General features: G+C 71.4%; 14 protein-coding genes. 9 read left to right on the top strand and 5 right to left on the bottom strand.

From position 1 onward, the window contains the following. Positions 1-17: 17 nt before the first annotated feature. The 9 genes from ATL42_RS10465 to ATL42_RS10425 all read left to right on the top strand — a co-directional run bounded on the left by ATL42_RS10465 (position 18) and on the right by ATL42_RS10425 (position 8,221). Positions 18-521 carry a TRAP transporter small permease gene (locus ATL42_RS10465; protein ID WP_098455286.1) on the top strand — a complete coding sequence of 168 codons (504 nt, stop codon included), beginning with the start codon at positions 18-20 and terminating at the stop codon, positions 519-521. Between the two features lie 15 nt (positions 522-536). Then, on the top strand, positions 537-1,841 hold the full coding sequence (locus ATL42_RS10460) for a TRAP transporter large permease (protein ID WP_098455285.1): 1,305 nt from the start codon (positions 537-539) through the stop codon (positions 1,839-1,841). 97 nt (positions 1,842-1,938) lie between these two features. After that, positions 1,939-2,778: a 5-dehydro-4-deoxy-D-glucuronate isomerase gene (gene kduI, locus ATL42_RS10455; RefSeq protein WP_098455284.1), complete on the top strand. Its 840-nt coding sequence runs from the start codon at positions 1,939-1,941 to the stop codon at positions 2,776-2,778. Between the two features lie 33 nt (positions 2,779-2,811). After that, positions 2,812-3,651, top strand: a complete 840-nt coding sequence (locus ATL42_RS10450; RefSeq protein WP_211281799.1) for an IclR family transcriptional regulator — start codon at positions 2,812-2,814, stop codon at positions 3,649-3,651. 44 nt (positions 3,652-3,695) lie between these two features. After that, positions 3,696-4,487, top strand: a complete 792-nt coding sequence (locus tag ATL42_RS10445; protein ID WP_098455283.1) for an SDR family oxidoreductase — start codon at positions 3,696-3,698, stop codon at positions 4,485-4,487. Between the two features lie 56 nt (positions 4,488-4,543). Further along, positions 4,544-5,593, top strand: coding sequence for a C-terminal binding protein (locus ATL42_RS10440; RefSeq protein ID WP_098456502.1), 1,050 nt, complete (start codon positions 4,544-4,546; stop codon positions 5,591-5,593). Between the two features lies 1 nt (position 5,594). Beyond that, positions 5,595-6,629 (top strand): zinc-dependent alcohol dehydrogenase, encoded by a 1,035-nt coding sequence (locus tag ATL42_RS10435; protein ID WP_098455282.1) that lies wholly within the window; start codon positions 5,595-5,597, stop codon positions 6,627-6,629. After that, complete coding sequence (locus tag ATL42_RS10430; RefSeq protein WP_098455281.1) at positions 6,626-7,381, top strand: SDR family oxidoreductase; 756 nt, start codon at positions 6,626-6,628, stop codon at positions 7,379-7,381. The genes ATL42_RS10435 and ATL42_RS10430 overlap by 4 nt, the downstream gene beginning before the upstream one ends. Positions 7,382-7,456: 75 nt before the next feature. Beyond that, positions 7,457-8,221, top strand: a complete 765-nt coding sequence (locus ATL42_RS10425; RefSeq protein ID WP_169925388.1) for an SDR family NAD(P)-dependent oxidoreductase — start codon at positions 7,457-7,459, stop codon at positions 8,219-8,221. 157 nt (positions 8,222-8,378) lie between these two features. On the opposite strand, the gene ATL42_RS10420 is transcribed toward ATL42_RS10425, so the two are convergent. From ATL42_RS10420 to ATL42_RS10400, 5 genes are read right to left on the bottom strand one after another with little or no spacing between them, the layout of a single operon-like run. Continuing rightward, on the bottom strand, positions 8,379-9,569 hold the full coding sequence (locus tag ATL42_RS10420; protein ID WP_098455280.1) for a VWA domain-containing protein: 1,191 nt from the start codon (positions 9,567-9,569) through the stop codon (positions 8,379-8,381). Between the two features lie 2 nt (positions 9,570-9,571). Next, positions 9,572-11,980, bottom strand: a complete 2,409-nt coding sequence (locus ATL42_RS10415; protein ID WP_211281797.1) for a DUF5682 family protein — start codon at positions 11,978-11,980, stop codon at positions 9,572-9,574. Then, positions 11,977-13,074 carry an ATP-binding protein gene (locus tag ATL42_RS10410; protein ID WP_098455279.1) on the bottom strand — a complete coding sequence of 366 codons (1,098 nt, stop codon included), beginning with the start codon at positions 13,072-13,074 and terminating at the stop codon, positions 11,977-11,979. The genes ATL42_RS10415 and ATL42_RS10410 overlap by 4 nt, the downstream gene beginning before the upstream one ends. Further along, entirely contained in the window at positions 13,071-14,795 is a 1,725-nt protein-coding gene (locus ATL42_RS10405; RefSeq protein WP_098455278.1) for a DUF5691 domain-containing protein, read from the bottom strand. The genes ATL42_RS10410 and ATL42_RS10405 overlap by 4 nt, the downstream gene beginning before the upstream one ends. Then, entirely contained in the window at positions 14,792-16,114 is a 1,323-nt protein-coding gene (locus ATL42_RS10400; protein ID WP_143556739.1) for an SWIM zinc finger family protein, read from the bottom strand. Before ATL42_RS10400 ends, ATL42_RS10405 begins: the two co-directional genes overlap by 4 nt. Positions 16,115-16,123 lie beyond the last annotated feature (9 nt).

The following is a 16,123-nucleotide window of genomic DNA, read 5'->3' as shown; positions in this document are numbered from 1 at the left end:
CGAAGAGGTCCACTCTCATGAAAACAGTCAAGACTGCGCTCGACAGCGCACTCGCATGGTTCTGCGTCACGCTCTTCGCGGTGCTCGTCGTCGACGTCGCCTGGCAGGTCTTCGCCCGGCAGGTGCTCGACAGCCCCAGCGGATGGTCAGAAGAGCTCGCCAAGTATGTCTTCATCTGGTTGGGCCTCTTCGGATCAGCCCTGGTCTTCGGTGAGCGCGGGCACATCCTCGTCGACTTCGCCGTCGACAAGCTCCCGCCGCGCGTCCGGTGGGTCGTCGCGATCCTCATGCAGCTCATGATCTTCGCCTTCGCCGCGCTCGTGCTCGTGTACGGCGGGTGGAGCGTCTCTCAGCTCGCCTGGGAGCAGAGCCTCGCAGGCCTGCCCGTGCGCGTCGGTCCGCTCTATCTCGCACTGCCGATCTCCGGCGTGCTCATCTGCTTCTACACCGTCTACCACCTGGTTGCGATCCTTGTCGGCGCCGAGAGCGCCGTCGAGGACACCGAGCCGGACGTCCTTTAAGGAGGACTCGCACTCATGGACGTCGCAACTCTCGCAGCACTCATCCTCGTCGTCGGGATCTTCGGGCTCCTGATCCTCGGGGCACCCATCAGCGTGGCGGTCGGTCTGTCCTCCGGCCTCGCCATGGTGTCCGCTCTCGGGTTCGAGAACGGCATGCTTACCTCGGCCCAGCAGATGTTCCGAGGCATCAACTCGTTCTCGCTCCTCGCCATACCCTTCTTCGTGCTTGCCGGCGTGATCATGAACAACGGAGGCATAGCCCTGCGTCTCATCAACGCCGCCAAGGTGCTCGTCGGTGGCATGCCCGGGTCGCTCGCCCAGACGAACGTCGCGGCCAACGCGCTGTTCGGCGCCGTCAGCGGCTCCGCGGTCGCGGCGGTCGCAGCGGTCGGATCGACCATGGCACCGCTGCAGGCGAAGGAAGGGTACGACCGCAACTTCGCGGCCGCCACGAACATCGCGTCCGCACCCTCAGGGATGCTCATCCCGCCGAGCAACCTCATGATCGTGTACTCGCTGGTCTCCAGCACGTCGATCGCTGCGCTGTTCGTCGCCGGATACGTCCCCGGCCTCCTGTGGGCCGGCGCCTGCATGGTGATCGTCTACCTCTACGCCCGCAAGCGTCCCGAGCTGAAGATCACCGACATGCCCTCGTGGGGCGTGCGCGCCAAGACCCTGCTCGACGCGGTGCCGTCGCTCGCGCTCATCGTCGTGGTGATCGGCGGCATCCTCGCCGGGTTCTTCACCCCGACCGAGGCGTCGTGCATCGCGGTCGTGTACTCCCTCGCGCTGTCCTTCATCTACCGCAGCGTGAAGGTCCGCGACCTCAAGGTGATCCTCCTCGACTCGGCGCGGACCACGGCCATCGTCATGTTCCTCATCGGGGTCTCGTCGATCATGTCCTGGGTCATGTCGTTCGCGAAGATCCCCGGCATGGTCGCCGACGCGATGTTCTCGCTCACCGACAACCCGACGCTCATCCTCCTGCTCATCGCGGTCCTCCTGCTCGTCGTCGGGTGCTTCATGGACCCGACGCCGGCCGTGCTGATCTTCGCCCCGATCTTCCTGCCGATCGTCATGAGCTTCGGGGTGGATCCCGTGCACTTCGGGATCGTCATGGTGTTCAACCTCTGCATCGGCACGATCACACCACCTGTCGGCCCCGTCCTGTTCGTCGGGGCGAAGGTCGCCGACCTGCGCATCGAAGACGTCGTGCGGCACCTCGTGCCGTTCTTCGTCGCGCTCGTCGGGATCCTCCTTCTCGTCATGTTCGTCCCGCAGCTCTCGCTGTGGCTCCCGGGCATCCTCGGGCTGAACTAGCCCACGAGCTCACGCCTGCCGGGCGTCCGACCGACGCCCGGCAGGCACCCGAGCACCACCCGTCATCCAGCCATCTCCACCACAGAAAAGGACCACCATGGAACAGCGGTACGCAACGAGCCCGGAGCACGTCCCCGGCATGGACACGACAGAGCTGCGCAGGCGCTACCTCGCCCAAGGGCTCTTCGTCGACGACGAGGTCAACGCGGTCTACACCCACCACGACCGCGTCGTGCTCGTCGGCGTCAGCCCGGTCACCGCGCCGCTGACCCTGCCGACCTTCCCGGAGATCCGCAGCGACGTCTTCTTCGAGCACCGTGAAGCAGGCATCGTCAACGTCGGTGGACCCGGCACGATCACCGTCGACGGCACCGAGCACACGCTCACGCCGGGGTCGTGCCTGTACGTGGGGCGCGGAGCCCGCGACGTCGTGCTCGCCTCGAGCGACGCCGGCGGCGAGCACGGACCCGCGGCCTACTACCTCGTCTCGGCCCCCGCTCACACCGCCTACCCGACCACCCTCGTCGAGGCCGGCCACGGGACCGTCCGCGAGCTGGGCGACGCGCTGACGTCCAACCGGCGCACGCTCAACCAGTACATCCACGAGAACGGCGTCCAGAGCTGCCAGGTCGTCATGGGGGTCACCACCCTCCACCCCGGGAGCATGTGGAACACCCTGCCGGCGCACACCCACGACCGCCGGACCGAGGCCTACCTCTACTTCGGCCTCTCGACGGACGCCAGGATCATCCACATCATGGGTGAACCGACCGAGACGCGTCACCTCGTCGTCGGGAACCGTGAAGCCGTCATCTCGCCGAGCTGGTCCGTGCACTCCGGCGTCGGATCCGCCAGCTACTCGTTCGTGTGGGCGATGGCCGGGGAGAATCAGTCTTTCGACGACATGGATGGCTTCGCCATCGCTGACATGCGCTGACCACCGACGGTCTGCGCGGAACGGAACACGACGATGACCACGCGGACCAGCGGCAGCGCGACGACGGGTACGACCAGCACGGCTGCCACGAGCGGCGACCCCGGCTCGATGCTCGCACCAGCGCACGTCGCAGCAGGGGCGAGCGCCAAGACCCTCCTCGTCCTCGAGGCGGCGTTCACGCACTCGCGCTTCACCGACATCGTCGAGGCGACAGGGCTGGCCAAGGCCACCACGCACCGCATCCTCGCCACCCTTCTCGACCGGCGGTTCATCGCGATGGACGAAGACGGCGGGTACCTCCCCGGCCCCAAGATCCTGTCCCTCGCAGGCCGGGCGCTGGAACGGGTCGACATCCGCTTCATCGCCCAGCCGTTCGTCGACGCCCTCGTCGAGAAGGTGCACTGCACCGTCCACGTCGGGGTCGCGAACGGTGACGAGATCCTCTACCTCGTGCGGACCGACTCGGACAAGTCCTATCAGATGCCCTCTCGTGTCGGTCACTCGATCCCCATGCACTCCTCGGGGATCGGCAAAGCGATCCTCGCGTCGTACACGGACGACGAGCTCGAGCGGTTCGTCGCCCGAGCAGGGATGCCACGCCGCACCGAGCACACGCTCACGACGATCGACCAGCTCCGCACGGAGATCGCCGACGTCCGCCGCACCGGGTACTCCCGCGACCGCGAGGAGAACGTCCCCGGCGTCGTGTGCGTCGCCGCCCCGGTCCGCGACCACACCGGGAGCGTCCGGTACGGCGTGTCCATCTCCACCATCACCCTCGAGCACTCCGACGCACAGGTCGAGGCGATGTCCGCAGACGCGATCGCGACCGCAGACGCCATCTCCGAAGCACTGGGGTACAACCCGAACTGACGCCCGGCGCACCGCCGGGCGCACACAGGAAAGAGCACCGCACCATGTCCACGAACGTCACCAGCCCAGCAGCCTTCACAGAAGGCCTCTTCGCCCTGGACGGGCAGCTCGCCGTCGTGACGGGCGCCAACCAGGGCATCGGCCTCGCGATCGCCGGCACGCTCGCCGGTGCAGGAGCTGACATCGTCGGCGTGAGCTACTCCATGCCACAGGGCGAGAGCGACGTCCGGACCGCGGTCGAGTCGGCCGGCCGGAGATTCACCGCCCTCCAGGCGGACTTCTCCGACCGCGCCGCCGTCGCCGCGCTGGCCGCGGACCTCGCCGCACGGCCGGTCGACATCCTCGTGAACAACGGCGGAACCATCCGCCGCACACCCGCAGCCCAGCACTCCGACGACGACTTCGACCACGTCATGGACGTGAACCTGCGCGCCGCATGGGTCCTGTCCCGCGAGATCGGCCGCGCCATGATCGAGCGAGGCCACGGGAAGATCGTCAACACCGCGTCCATGCTCAGCTTCCAGGGCGGCATCAACGTGCCGGGGTACACAGCCTCGAAGTCCGCGATCGCGGGCCTCACCCGAGCGCTCGCGAACGAGTGGGCCAGCGCAGGCATCAACGTCAACGCCGTCGCCCCCGGATACGTCGCGACCGCGAACACCGAAGCCATCCGCGACGACGCAGAGCGCAACGCCTCGATCCTCGCGCGCATCCCCGCCGGACGCTGGGCCCAGGCCTCCGACATCGCCGGAGCGGTCCTCTTCTTGTCCTCGCGCGCCGCCGACTACGTCAACGGCGCCGTCCTTCCCGTCGACGGCGGGTGGCTCGCGCGCTGACGCGCACCCCGCTCGCCCCCGCACCCCACGTCGTCTCCCCACCGGAAGGACCCCCCATGCGCATCACCATCACCGAGTGCGACCACGACTCGTTCGACAGCGAGCACGCGGTCGCCCAGGCCGCGGGCGCCGAGCTCGTCGTCACCCAGTCCCGTGACAGCACCGAGCTCATCACCAACTGCGCGGGCGCCGACGGCATCCTCGTCCAGTACGCCGCCATCACCGCCGAGGTCATGGACGGGCTCCCCGACCTCAAGGTCGTCGGCCGCTACGGCGTCGGCGTCGACTCCGTCGACATCCCCGCCGCGACCGCCCGCGGGATCGCCGTGTGCAACGTGCCCGACTACGGCACCGAGACGGTCTCGGACCACGCGATCGGCCTCACGCTCGCCGTCGCCCGAGGCATCCCCCGGCTCGACCGCGGCGTACGTGCAGGGAGCTTCGACCTCGCCGTCGTACGCCCCCTCTACCAGACCGGCAGCCGCGTCTTCGGCGTCATCGGCGTCGGCCTCATCGGCTCCGCGACGGCCCGCAAGGCCGCAGGCCTCGGCTACGAGGTCATCGGGTACGACGTCCGTGCCGAACCCGGCGCCGAGACCTTCCACGGCGTCCGGTCCGTCAGCCTCGCCGAGCTCCTCGAACGCTCGCAGGTCGTCTCGATGCACACGCCGCTCACCGACGAGACCCGCGGCATGATCGGCGCCGCCGAGCTCACCTCGATGCGTCCGGACGCGATCATCGTCAACACGAGCCGCGGAGGCGTCATCGACACCGACGCGCTCGTCGACGCGCTGCGCGCCGGGACGATCGCCGGAGCAGGCATCGACGTCCACGAGACCGAGCCCGTCCCCACCGGCCACCCCCTCCTCGACTTCGACAACGTGGTCCTCACACCCCACCTCGCCTGGTACTCCGAAGAGTCCTACACCGAGCTCAAGCGCCGCACCATCGAGAACGTCGTCGAGGTCGCCGCCGGACGAGCCCCGCGCAACATCCTCAACCCCGAGGTGCTCGGCGCGCACGGGCGCAACAGCGCATGCGCAGCGGCACCGACGAGCAGCACCGTCTCGACCAGCAGCACCGTCCCGACCAGCACAGGAGCATGAGATGACCACGATGACCGCAGCAGTCTGGACCGGCACCGACACCCTCTCGATCGAGGAGGTCCCTCGCCCGGAGGTCCCCGAAGGATGGGCGCTCGTCAAGATCGCCTACAACGGGATCTGCGGCACCGACCTCTCGATCTACCACGGCAAGCACCCGCGTGCCGCGCACGGCCTCGTCCCCGGGCACGAGATGTCCGGCTGGATCGAGACCCCCGGCGCCACCGGCCTCGACGTCGGGACACTCGTCGTCGTCGAACCCCTCATCTCCTGTGGCACGTGCCTCTCCTGCACCCATGGCAACGCCCACGTGTGCAGCCGCCTCGGTCTCTACGGCATCGACGCCCCCGGTGGGATGGCGCCCTTCGTCGCGCTGCCGCCCGAGGTCCTCCACGCCGTGCCCGCAGGCGTCGACGCCCGCACGGCAGCGCTAGCGGAGCCGCTCGCGGTCGCGGTGCACGCGGTCGCGCGGTCTGGCATGCAGCCCGGAGACACCGTCGCCGTCTTCGGGGCTGGGCCGATCGGGGTCCTCGTCGCGCTCGTCGCACGGCACGAGGGCGCCGGGACCGTCGTCATCACCGAGCCGAGCCCGTGGCGCCGTTCGGTGGCCGAGGGGCTCGGCTTCACGGTCGTCCCCGACGGCTCGACCATGACGTCGGTGCTCGCCGACCTCACCGGTGGGGAAGGTGCGGACACGACCTTCGACTCGGCAGCCCACCCGTCCGTCGCCAGCGAGCTCACCGCCGCCACGCGCGTCCTCGGCCGGATCGTCATCGTCGGCGTCTACAAGCAGCCGACCCCGGTCGACCTCCAGGCCGTCTGCTTCAAGGAGCAGTCGATGGTGGGCGTACGCGTCTACACGACGCAGGACGTCACGCGGGCCATCGAGCTCATCGCCTCCGGGGCCCTCGGCCTCGAGCGCTTCCCCACCAAGGCCTTCACGATCACGGGCGCCGTCGCGGCGTTCGAGGCAGCGACCACCGGACAGGACTGCCTCAAGGTCCTGCTCACCCCTCTCGACGGACAGGCAGACGCATGAGCACCGCATTCGACCTCGCAGGACGCACGGCTGTCGTGACCGGCGGTGGTCGCGGTCTCGGCCACGGCATCACCACCGCTCTCCTCGATGCGGGGGCCGACGTCGTCGTCCTCGGTCGCAGCGGCATCCCCGCCGAGCTCTCGGCCTACGCCGAGGGGCTGGGACGTCAGGTGCACTTCGCTGCGCTCGACCTCTCTGACCCGGCGCGGATCGAGGCCGTCGCGCAGTCGGTGCTCGCCGAGCACCAGGTAGACATCCTCGTGAACAACGCTGGGACGCAGGCGCGCCACCCCGCCGTCGACTTCCCGCTCGACGTGTGGGACGACGTCATCGCCGTCAACCTGCGCTCGGTCTTCCAGCTCTGCCAGCTCTTCGGTCGGCCCATGATCGAGCGGGGCGACGGCAAGATCATCAACCTCGCGTCCCTGCTCAGCTTCCAGGGCGGCCTCACCGTCCCTGCCTACGCCGCGAGCAAGGGCGCCGTCGCCCAGCTGACGAAGGCGCTGTGCAACGAGTGGTCCGGCAAGGGCGTCAACGTCAACGCCGTCGCACCGGGGTACATGGCGACCGACATGAACGAGGCGCTCCTCGCGGACCCCGCGCGCCTCGAGCAGCTGTCGGTGCGGATCCCGGCCGGGCGCTGGGGCACGCCAGAGGACATCGGGAACGTCGTGGTCTTCCTCGCCGCACCGGCCTCGGCCTACGTGCACGGCCAGATCCTCGCGGTCGACGGCGGCTGGATGGCCCGCTGACGTGTTTTCCGCGCGATTGTCAGTAAGATCAAGGGGAAGCAGTTTAACGTTACACCTCGTACCAGGAGACAATCTATGACAGACCTGACGATCGACCTCACAGGCCACCGCGCCCTCGTCACCGGGGGAGGCACCGGGATCGGCAAGGAGATCGCGCTGCAGCTCGCCCGCGCCGGCGCAGACGTCGTCATCACGTACCGCAGCCACGACGGCTCCGACGTCGCGGAAGAGATCACCAGCCTCGGACGTCGCAGCGCGGCGTTCGCGCTCGACGCGACCGACAGCGCATCCGTCGACAGCGTCGTGGCCCAGGCCGTCGAGGTGCTCGGCGGCGGCATCGACATCGTCGTGAACAACGCCGGTGGCCTCGTGGCACGCGTCCCGCTCGTCGAGATGACCGACGAGCACTGGCACGCGGTCATGGACGTGAACCTCTCCTCGGCGTTCTACGTCACGCGGGCAGCCCTGCGCGACATGCCCGACGGCGGCCGGATCGTCACGATCGGCTCGCAGGCCGGTCAGAACGGTGGCGGCGCCGGAGCGGTCGCGTACGCGGCGTCGAAGTCCGCGATCGAGGGCTTCACCCGCGGTCTCGCCAAGGAGCTCGGTGGTCGGGGCATCACGGTCAACGCGATCGCGCCCGGATTCATCGGCGACACCCCGTTCCACGCGACCTTCACCCCGGAGGCCGGCCAGAAGGCCGCCGTCGCCGGGACCCCGGTCGGCCGCGCCGGCCGCCCGAGCGACGTCGCCGCGGCGACGCTCTTCCTCGTCTCCGAGCAGGCCTCGTTCCAGACGGGCACGCTCATGGACGTCAACGGCGGTACCTGGTTCAGCTGATCGACCTCGGCTGATCAGCCTCCGCTGATCGACCCGGCCGGCCGGCGACCACCGGCCTGAGCCGACCGTCGGCCGGAGACGACGACCGGACGTGACCCGACTGCCTGGGTCACGTCCGGTCGTCGTCTCAGCCCGTCTCAGCCCGTCCCAGCCTGGCTCAGCCCGTCTGTGCGCCGGTCGCCGACTGCGCCCACGCGCCGACGTCGCCCTTGGCGAGCGCGACGGCGAGCAGCTCGGGGAACGCGTCCGGTGTGCAGGCGAACGCGGGGATGCCGAGCGCCGCGAGGGCTGCGGCGTTCTCCCGGTCGTAGGAGGGCGCGCCGCTGTCGGACAGCGCGAGCAGCACCACGACCTGGACCCCGGCGGCGGTCATGGCGCTCACGCGACGGAGCATCTCGTCGCGCACGCCGCCCTCGTAGAGGTCGCTGATGAGGACGAAGAGGGAGTCCGCCGGTCGGGTGATGAGGCCCTGGCTGTAGGCGATCGCCCGGTTGATGTCGGTGCCTCCGCCGAGCTGTGTGCCGAAGAGCACGTCGACGGGATCGGCCAGCTGGTCGGTGAGGTCGACGACGGCGGTGTCGAACACCACGACGGAGGTCCGCAGCGACCGCATCGAGGCGAGCACCGACCCGAAGACCGACGCGTACACGACGGACTCCGCCATCGAGCCGGACTGGTCGATCGCGAGGACCACGTCACGTGCGACGACGTTCTGCCCACGGGAGTAGCCGACGAGCCGCTCGGGGACGACCGTGCGGTACTCGGGCAGGTAGTGCTTGAGGTTGGCCAGGATGGTGGCACCCCAGTCGATGTCGGACGCTCGAGGACGGTGGGTCCGTGCCGACCTGTTGAGCGCGCCGGTCACTGCGGAGCGGGTGACGGCAGCGATACGTTCCTCGACCTGGCGCACCACGGTCGCGACCACCTGGCGCGCGGTGGCCCGGGTGGTCTCGGGCATGACTCCGTTGAGGGAGAGCAGCGTCCCGACGAGGTGGACGTCGGGCTCGACGGCACCGAGCAGCTCGGGCTCGAGCAGCAGATGCGTGAGGTTGAGCCGATCGACCGCGTCGCGCTGCATGACCTGGACCACGGTGCTGGGAAAGTATGTCCGGATGTCGCCCAGCCAGCGGGCCACCCGAGGCGCAGACCCGCCGAGCCCGGCCGACCGCTGCCCGCCGCGGCCTGCACTACGGCCGCTCCCTGCGGAGTCGTCGTCGTAGAGCGCCGCGAGCGCGCCGTCCATGGCGGCGTCGGCACCGGTCAGCGTGGAGCCGGGGTCGCCTGCCTGGCCGAGGAGCAGGCGCCACCGGCGTCGGCGTCCGGCCTCGTCGAGGGGCTGTGTGTGCATGGTCATGGTGCTCCCAGGATGAGGGCGACCGTCGCGATCGCCGGGCCGACCTGCGCCTCGTCGAGGTCGAGGGCACGGAACGTCGTCGGGACGGCGGGCGTGGAGCCTGTGCGTCGACGGGCTGCGTCGCCGACGGCGCGTCGTTCCGGTGCGGCGAAGGTCCCGAACGTGCGTCGGAGCAGGGGCAGGACATCGACGAACGCGTCCTCGGTCAGGTCGGTGATCCAGGCGTCGAGCAGACCGAGGAGCTCGGGGTCGTTGACGAGGAGCAGCCCGCCACCGTCGAAGAACCCTTCGATCCAGGCGGCCTTGGTCGGCGCCGGGGTGCCGACGGACAGCGACCGCCCGAGCCGGACCGCGGACTCGGCAGGGGTGAGGTGTCCGACGTCGCGGAGCAGGCGGGTGGCTCGCCCGCCCAGCACGCCGGAGACCGGGTGCGGGCCTTCTGAGCGGTCGGCGACGACGAGCAGGCTGCGCAACCACAGGGCCCGCCCGGCACCGTCGACGTCGCGCAGGACGACAGCCTCGTGGACGGCGTCGAGCGCGGTGCGCAGGTCGCGGGCGGCGTCGTCGTCGAGGTTGGTCACGGCTGCCGGCAGCATGGCGCACAGACGGACGAGGAGCGCGTCAGCGACCCGGGCCAGCCCGGCGGTGTCTGTGCCGCGGACGTCGGTGTACCGCTCGGCTCGCACCAGCGGGGGCAGCGCACCGGCGAGGTGCAGGATGTCCTCGTCGTGGGCGGCCCGCACGTCGAGCTGGTCGAGCAGCGGGGCGAGCGCGTCGGGGAGGTCGGCGAGCAGGCACTGCTCCACGAGCGCGGTGATCTGCGGCAGTGTCCCGTGCACGGCGGTGTCGACCGCGCGTGCGGTGGCTGCGGCGAGGATCGTCGTGCCCCACAGCGACGCTTCGACGAGCGAGACCGAGAGCTCGGGACGCCACTGGACCGACCAGGTCTCGCGGAACGTACCGGTGCTGCGGGTCCGCGAGGCTGCCGGGGTCCCCCATCCGACGCCGAGGAGCGTCAGGCGGTGCAGGAGACGTGACCGGGCGAGGTCGTTGGGCTTGCGGAGGTCGAGCTCGACGGTGCGTTCGAGGGCTTCTTGCGGCAGTCGCAGCCGGCGCGAGACGGTGCGCAGGTCGGCGGCGAGAGGCACGGTCGGGACGCTGTCTGGTACCTCTCCCAGGATCTCGCCGACCACGAGCCGGCCGGTGACGAGCCCCAGGAGCGTGTCGTCGCCGTCGCACAGCACCGCTCGCGTCGCCTCGGTCACCTCCTCGAGCCCGGCGACGGGCCGCCCGCGCATGGACGCCAGCGCGTCCGCGAGGCGGACTGCTTCGATGACGTGCGCGGAGGAGACGGGGAGGTCCTGCTCGCGCAGGACGCGTGCGACCTTGACGAGCCATCGCGCGACGACGTCGTCGTCGCTGACGAACAGGTGGTGGTACCAGCCCGGCGAGGTGATGCCTGCGCCGTAGCCGGAGGCGCGGGCGAGCCGGGAGGAGGTCCACGGGACCCAGGTCACGGAGGTGGCGCGGCGGGGGAGCCCGCGCAGCGTCCGGACGTCGGTGGCCGCTGGTGGGAGCTTGCCGTCCAGCGCCGGTGCGTGCCACGCGCCGCACACGACCGCGACGCGTCGCGCGCCGCCCTTGAGCGTGGCCCGCAGCGTCTGACGCATGAAGGCTTCACGACGGTCCTCGCGCTGCTGCTCGTCGTCGGGGAGCGGCGCCGCAGCGGCCCGGAGCTCGGCCATCGCCTCGGTGAGGACGGGAAAGGGTGTCGGGGCGTCACGCCGTGCTTCCACGACGTCGTCCCACCAGCGCTCTGGGTCGGTGTAGCCCGCTGCTGCGGCGAGAGCGGCGATCGGGTCGCGACGCACGCCGGCGGCTGAGGTCTCGGAGAGGTCGGCGCCCTCGGGCGCAGAGGGCACCTCGGAGGGCGCGGGGATCTCCGACGGCGCGGGCTCCTGGGACGTCTCGTCGCCGAGGGGGGTCTCGGCCTCCGCAGTGTCCGGGCCCGGTCCGCCGAGGACCGCGGAGGTCGGCAGGTCGCAGAACCGCACCGGGACGTCGTGCGCCGCGGCCCAGACGAGAGCCTGCCACTCGGGGGAGAAGACCGCGAAGGGCCAGAACGCCGCGACGGACGGGGACCCGGTCTCGTAGGCGAGCAGCGCGACGGGAGGCACCAGGCCCGGGTGGTCGCCGAGGGCCGCGAGCGGGTCCGCGTCTGCCGGACCTTCGACGAGGATCACGTCCGGGCGGAGCCGGTCCAGCGCGGCGACGACCGCGCGGGCCGATCCTGGTCCGTGGTGGCGCACACCCATGACCTCGACCTGCGGCGCGCCTGTCTCGTCGGCGCCGGGCGGTGGGACGGCGCCCGCGTCGGTCCCGGGCGCGGCGAGCACCTCGGTCATCCGCTGATCTCTCGGCACGCCCCGTAGAAGTCGTTCCAGCCGTCGCGCTCTCGGACCACGGCTTCGAGGTACTCGAACCAGATGGCCTTGTCCGCGACGGGGTCCTTGATGACAGAACCGATGATCCCGGCGGCGATGTCGCCGGACCGCAGCACGCCGTCGCCGAAGTGCGCGGCGAGGGCGAGCCCGTTGGTCACCACGGAGATCGCCTCTGCGGTCGAGAGCGTCCCGGAGGGGGTCTTGAGGCTCGTGCGCCCGTCGAGGGTGCGACCGGAGCGCAGCTCGCGGAACACGGTCACGACCCGACGGATCTCTTCGGCTGCGGCGGGGACCTCGGGAAGCTCGAGCGCGCTGCCCAGCTGCTCGACGCGCCGGGTGACGATGTCGACCTCTTCCTGCTCGCTCGCGGGCAGCGGGAGGACCACGGTGTTGAACCGTCGCCGCAGCGCCGAGGAGAGCTCGTTGACGCCGCGGTCGCGGTCGTTGGCGGTCGCGATGACGTTGAAGCCCTTTGCGGCCTGGACCTCGGTGCCGAGCTCAGGGACCGGGAGGGACTTCTCGGACAGGATCGTGATGAGCGCGTCCTGGACGTCGGACGGGATGCGCGTGAGCTCTTCGACGCGGGCGATCTTCGCGTCCCGCATCGCCGTGAGCACGGGCGAGGGCACGAGCGCCTCGGGTGTCGGGCCCTCCGCCAGCAGGCGCGCGTAGTTCCACCCGTACCGGATCGCTTCTTCCGCGGTGCCGGACGTCCCTTGGACGAGGAGCGTGGACTCCCCGCAGACGGCAGCGGCGAGGTGCTCGCTCACCCAGGTCTTCGCGGTGCCGGGGACCCCGAGGAGCAGCAGGGCGCGGTCGGTCGCGAGCGTGGCGACGGCCACCTCCATGAGCCGGCGCGGACCGACGTACTTGGGGGTGATGACGGTCCCGTCGGGCAGGACCCCACCGAGCAGGTAGGTCACGACCGCCCACGGAGACATAGACCAGGCGGGCGGGCGCGGACGGTCGTCGAGCGCGGCGAGCGCACCGAGCTCGTCGGCGAACGCCTGCTCGGCGTGCGGGCGCAGCAGAGGCACGGCGGGGGTGATGGTCACTGGAGCTCCTCGATCATCTGGCGGCGGTACAGGAGGGTGTCGGCGAGAGACAGGATCGTCTGGTGCCGGGGGTTGTCAGGGGGGACGTCCGCGGCGGCGGCGCGGACGCGTGCCTCGGTCGCAGCGTCGTCGGGCAGGTCTCTCGCTGCCTGGCGCGTGATGGCCCCGTGGTCCCAGCCGTGGGCGGGGCTCGTCGCGAGCCACCGCACGACGGCGGCGGTCATCTCTGCAGGCCACGGTCCGGCGACGGACGCCAGCGCCGAGCTGGCGTCGATGAGCCGACGGCCGGTGGTCGGCTCGTCGGAACCAGCCTTCGCGGGCCGGCCGCTCGGTCCGTCGACGGTGTCTGCGACGAGCGTCGCGACGACGTGGGCTACGCGTTCCTCGAGCGGGAGCAGGCGCAGCAGATCGATGTAGAGGCTGCCGAAGGTCGTCGGTGCGAGCGCTCGCGCCCAGGTCTGGTCGCCGTCCCGGACGGCAGCCTGAGCCCACCCCAGGTGCACTTCCTCGGACAGGTCGTCGGCCACGGGGAGCGCCACGAGCGCGTCTGGGGTCAGGCCGGTGTGCTGCGACCAGAGCCGCACCGGTGCCGCCTCGACGAGGTGCCTGAGCAACCAGGCGCGTGCGCCCGTGCCGCGCGGCGTCTCGAGCATCCCGGCGGGCCACGGCGTGGGGTCGTCCGCGTCAGGGAGCGTCACGACGATGCGCGGAGCAGGACGCCGCGCCACGAGGCTCGGCCGCGGCGGGTGCTCCACCCGGATGCACGCCAGAGCGCGGGCGGCGGCCTGCGTCTGGAACCGGCCGTCAGGGATCTGGACGAGCAGACGAGCTGCTGCCGCGCGCACGTCCTTGCGCCGGTCGGCGAGCGCCCGGTCGAGGACCTCCTCGTCCGCGAGGCAGAGCCCCTGCGAGAGGGCTACGACGAGCGCGAGCCGGGTCTCGCCGTCCTGGCGGTTCCAGTCGAGAGCGAGCAGCGCCGTGCGCGCGCTCTCCGGGGCGGCGCGGCGCAGCGCACGGAACCACACCTGGCGCTCGTGGGGCGTGCCGTGCGTCCAGGTCTGGTCGGACGGCGCCTGGACGGGCGCGTCGGTGGAGAGGTCGGCGCCGTCGGTGGCGTCGGTGCTGTCCGTGCTGTCTGTGCCGGGGCCGTCGTCGACGGTGAGCGTGCGCCGCCAGCGCTTCTGGTGCGTGGCGAGCCAGCGGCCACGTTCCCCGAGGACGGGGAGCAGGTCGGCGGGGGTCGTGGTCCGCGCAGCCCAGTCCAGCAGGGCCGGGAGCCGGTCGGCGGGTGCGCGCAGACCGCGCTGGGCTGCGGTGCGCAGCCAGTGCACGAGCAGGGCGTCGGCGTCACGTCGGGAGCCGGAGAGGAGGTCGTCGAGGCGTCGTGCGGCCGCTCGGGAGACCGGCGGTGCCACGTCGTCGGGCGAGATCGACGCCGGGCGACGGCGACGCACGTCGGTCGCGTCGTCGGCTCCGGTCGTGTCCTCCGTGGTGGGCGCGGGGAGCCTGCTGGGGGTGAGCGCTGCCCGGCGCGCCGCGGTCATGAGCGCCGCGGCGTCCAGCAGCCGGGCGGCAGGGTCGGTCTCGGGGAGACGTGCGCCGGCGGCGCCCACGATCCCGGGAAGGGCGGACGGGTCCACCGGGCGTCGGGCCGCCCCGAGCAGGGCAGCCGTGACCAGGCCGTCCCACGGGTCCAGGGTGTCGTCCAGATCGACAGTCACAGTGTCACCAGCCCGTCGACGGTACGCACCGACCGTGCGTGCAGCGTGTGGTGCTCGAGATCGCCGACCACGGTCACCGGGTGACCGCCCGCGACAGCGAGCAGGACCCAGAGGCTGCTGCTCGCGTGCACGGGCAACGTCGTCCCTGACGGGTCGACGACCCGCCAGCCGGTGGTGCCCCCGCCGCCCGACGGAAGGACGGTCACGGCGTCGAGCACCACGGGGATCTCCGTGGTCCACGGGTCGGCAGCGACGGCGCCGGCCCACCGGGCCACCGCGTCGGCGATGCTCTCGCCCGCAGCGTCACCGAGCATGTCCGGCTCGGCGTACCGCGTCCCGACGATGCCCCGCACCGCTGCCGAGCCGGGGTAGAGGTGGACGTCGGCGTCGAGGGTGGTCCCCGGCACGAGCGACGCGTCGAGCGGCTGCTGCCGTGCGCCGAACGAGAGGACGAGCACGCTGCGTCCGCTCGCGGTGCCCCGGAGGTGGACGCGCCGCACCGTGAGCCGGTCCTCGGTCGAGTCGTGCAGCGCGAGGACGTCCCACCGGTCGCGCACCGGTGTACCGGCGAGGACATCCTCCGTACGGACGGGGTAGCCGATCCGGGTGCGGACCGTGGCTGCGAGGTCTGCGGGCAGCGAGTCGAGCCGCTGGTGGGCCACGACGAGGAGCCGGAGCAGCGCGAGGTCTTCTAGCAGCCGTCCGGGCCAGCCGTCCCCGGACGCGGCGACGCTGGACAGCTGCCGGACGGCTCCGGCCAGGCCTGGCGCCTGAGCGTCGACGAGCCGCGCTGCGACAGGCTCGGTGAGGGCGTACCCGGCATGGTCCGCGCCGGCGATCCCGGTCCGGGCCTGGTCACGCAGCCACAGGTCGAGGTCCGCGACGCCGCCAGAGACCTGCTCCCCCCGCCGCGCGGTGCGCCGGGCCGCGGCCGCGGGGTCCGCGGGCGCAGCCCCCGCTGCTGCGGCGGGGCGGGCGGCCCGCTTCTCGCGTGCTTCGAGCCACTCCGCCGCGAAGGCGCTCGGTGCGTCCTGGTCCGGCACGTTTCCGCTCGACCACAGGAGGAGGAGCCCGAGCGAGTGCTTGCACGGGAACTTCCTGCTCGGGCACGAGCACTTGAACGCGAGGACCGCGAGGTCGATCACCGTCTGGTACGGCTTCTTTCCGGACCCCGCACACAGTCCCCAGAGCGCGTGCGGGCTCGCGCTCGCCCCGGTCTCGGTCCAGGACGCGGGGCCCGACAGCTTGCGCCCGGCGGCGACGGACGCGGCGTCGGGCGCAGCCGCGAGCACTTGTTCAGGGCTCCAAGGTGTGGACACGGCGACAAC

This window comes from Sanguibacter antarcticus, from assembly GCF_002564005.1.
Lineage (GTDB): Bacteria > Actinomycetota > Actinomycetes > Actinomycetales > Cellulomonadaceae > Sanguibacter > Sanguibacter antarcticus.
This window is presented reverse-complemented; position numbering and strand designations above follow the sequence as displayed.

What these genes read in the sequence shown, in the direction of transcription:
- ATL42_RS10460 (WP_098455285.1), top strand. Translation starts at nt 537, where the DNA reads ATGGACGTCGCAACTCTCGCAGCACTCATCCTCGTCGTCGGGATCTTC.
- ATL42_RS10465 (WP_098455286.1), top strand. Translation starts at nt 18, where the DNA reads ATGAAAACAGTCAAGACTGCGCTCGACAGCGCACTCGCATGGTTCTGC.
- ATL42_RS10435 (WP_098455282.1), top strand. Translation starts at nt 5,595, where the DNA reads ATGACCACGATGACCGCAGCAGTCTGGACCGGCACCGACACCCTCTCG.
- ATL42_RS10440 (WP_098456502.1), top strand. Translation starts at nt 4,544, where the DNA reads ATGCGCATCACCATCACCGAGTGCGACCACGACTCGTTCGACAGCGAG.
- ATL42_RS10425 (WP_169925388.1), top strand. Translation starts at nt 7,457, where the DNA reads ATGACAGACCTGACGATCGACCTCACAGGCCACCGCGCCCTCGTCACC.
- ATL42_RS10430 (WP_098455281.1), top strand. Translation starts at nt 6,626, where the DNA reads ATGAGCACCGCATTCGACCTCGCAGGACGCACGGCTGTCGTGACCGGC.
- ATL42_RS10450 (WP_211281799.1), top strand. Translation starts at nt 2,812, where the DNA reads ATGACCACGCGGACCAGCGGCAGCGCGACGACGGGTACGACCAGCACG.
- ATL42_RS10415 (WP_211281797.1), bottom strand. Translation starts at nt 11,980, where the DNA reads ATGACCGAGGTGCTCGCCGCGCCCGGGACCGACGCGGGCGCCGTCCCA.
- ATL42_RS10445 (WP_098455283.1), top strand. Translation starts at nt 3,696, where the DNA reads ATGTCCACGAACGTCACCAGCCCAGCAGCCTTCACAGAAGGCCTCTTC.
- kduI (WP_098455284.1), top strand. Translation starts at nt 1,939, where the DNA reads ATGGAACAGCGGTACGCAACGAGCCCGGAGCACGTCCCCGGCATGGAC.
- ATL42_RS10420 (WP_098455280.1), bottom strand. Translation starts at nt 9,569, where the DNA reads ATGCACACACAGCCCCTCGACGAGGCCGGACGCCGACGCCGGTGGCGC.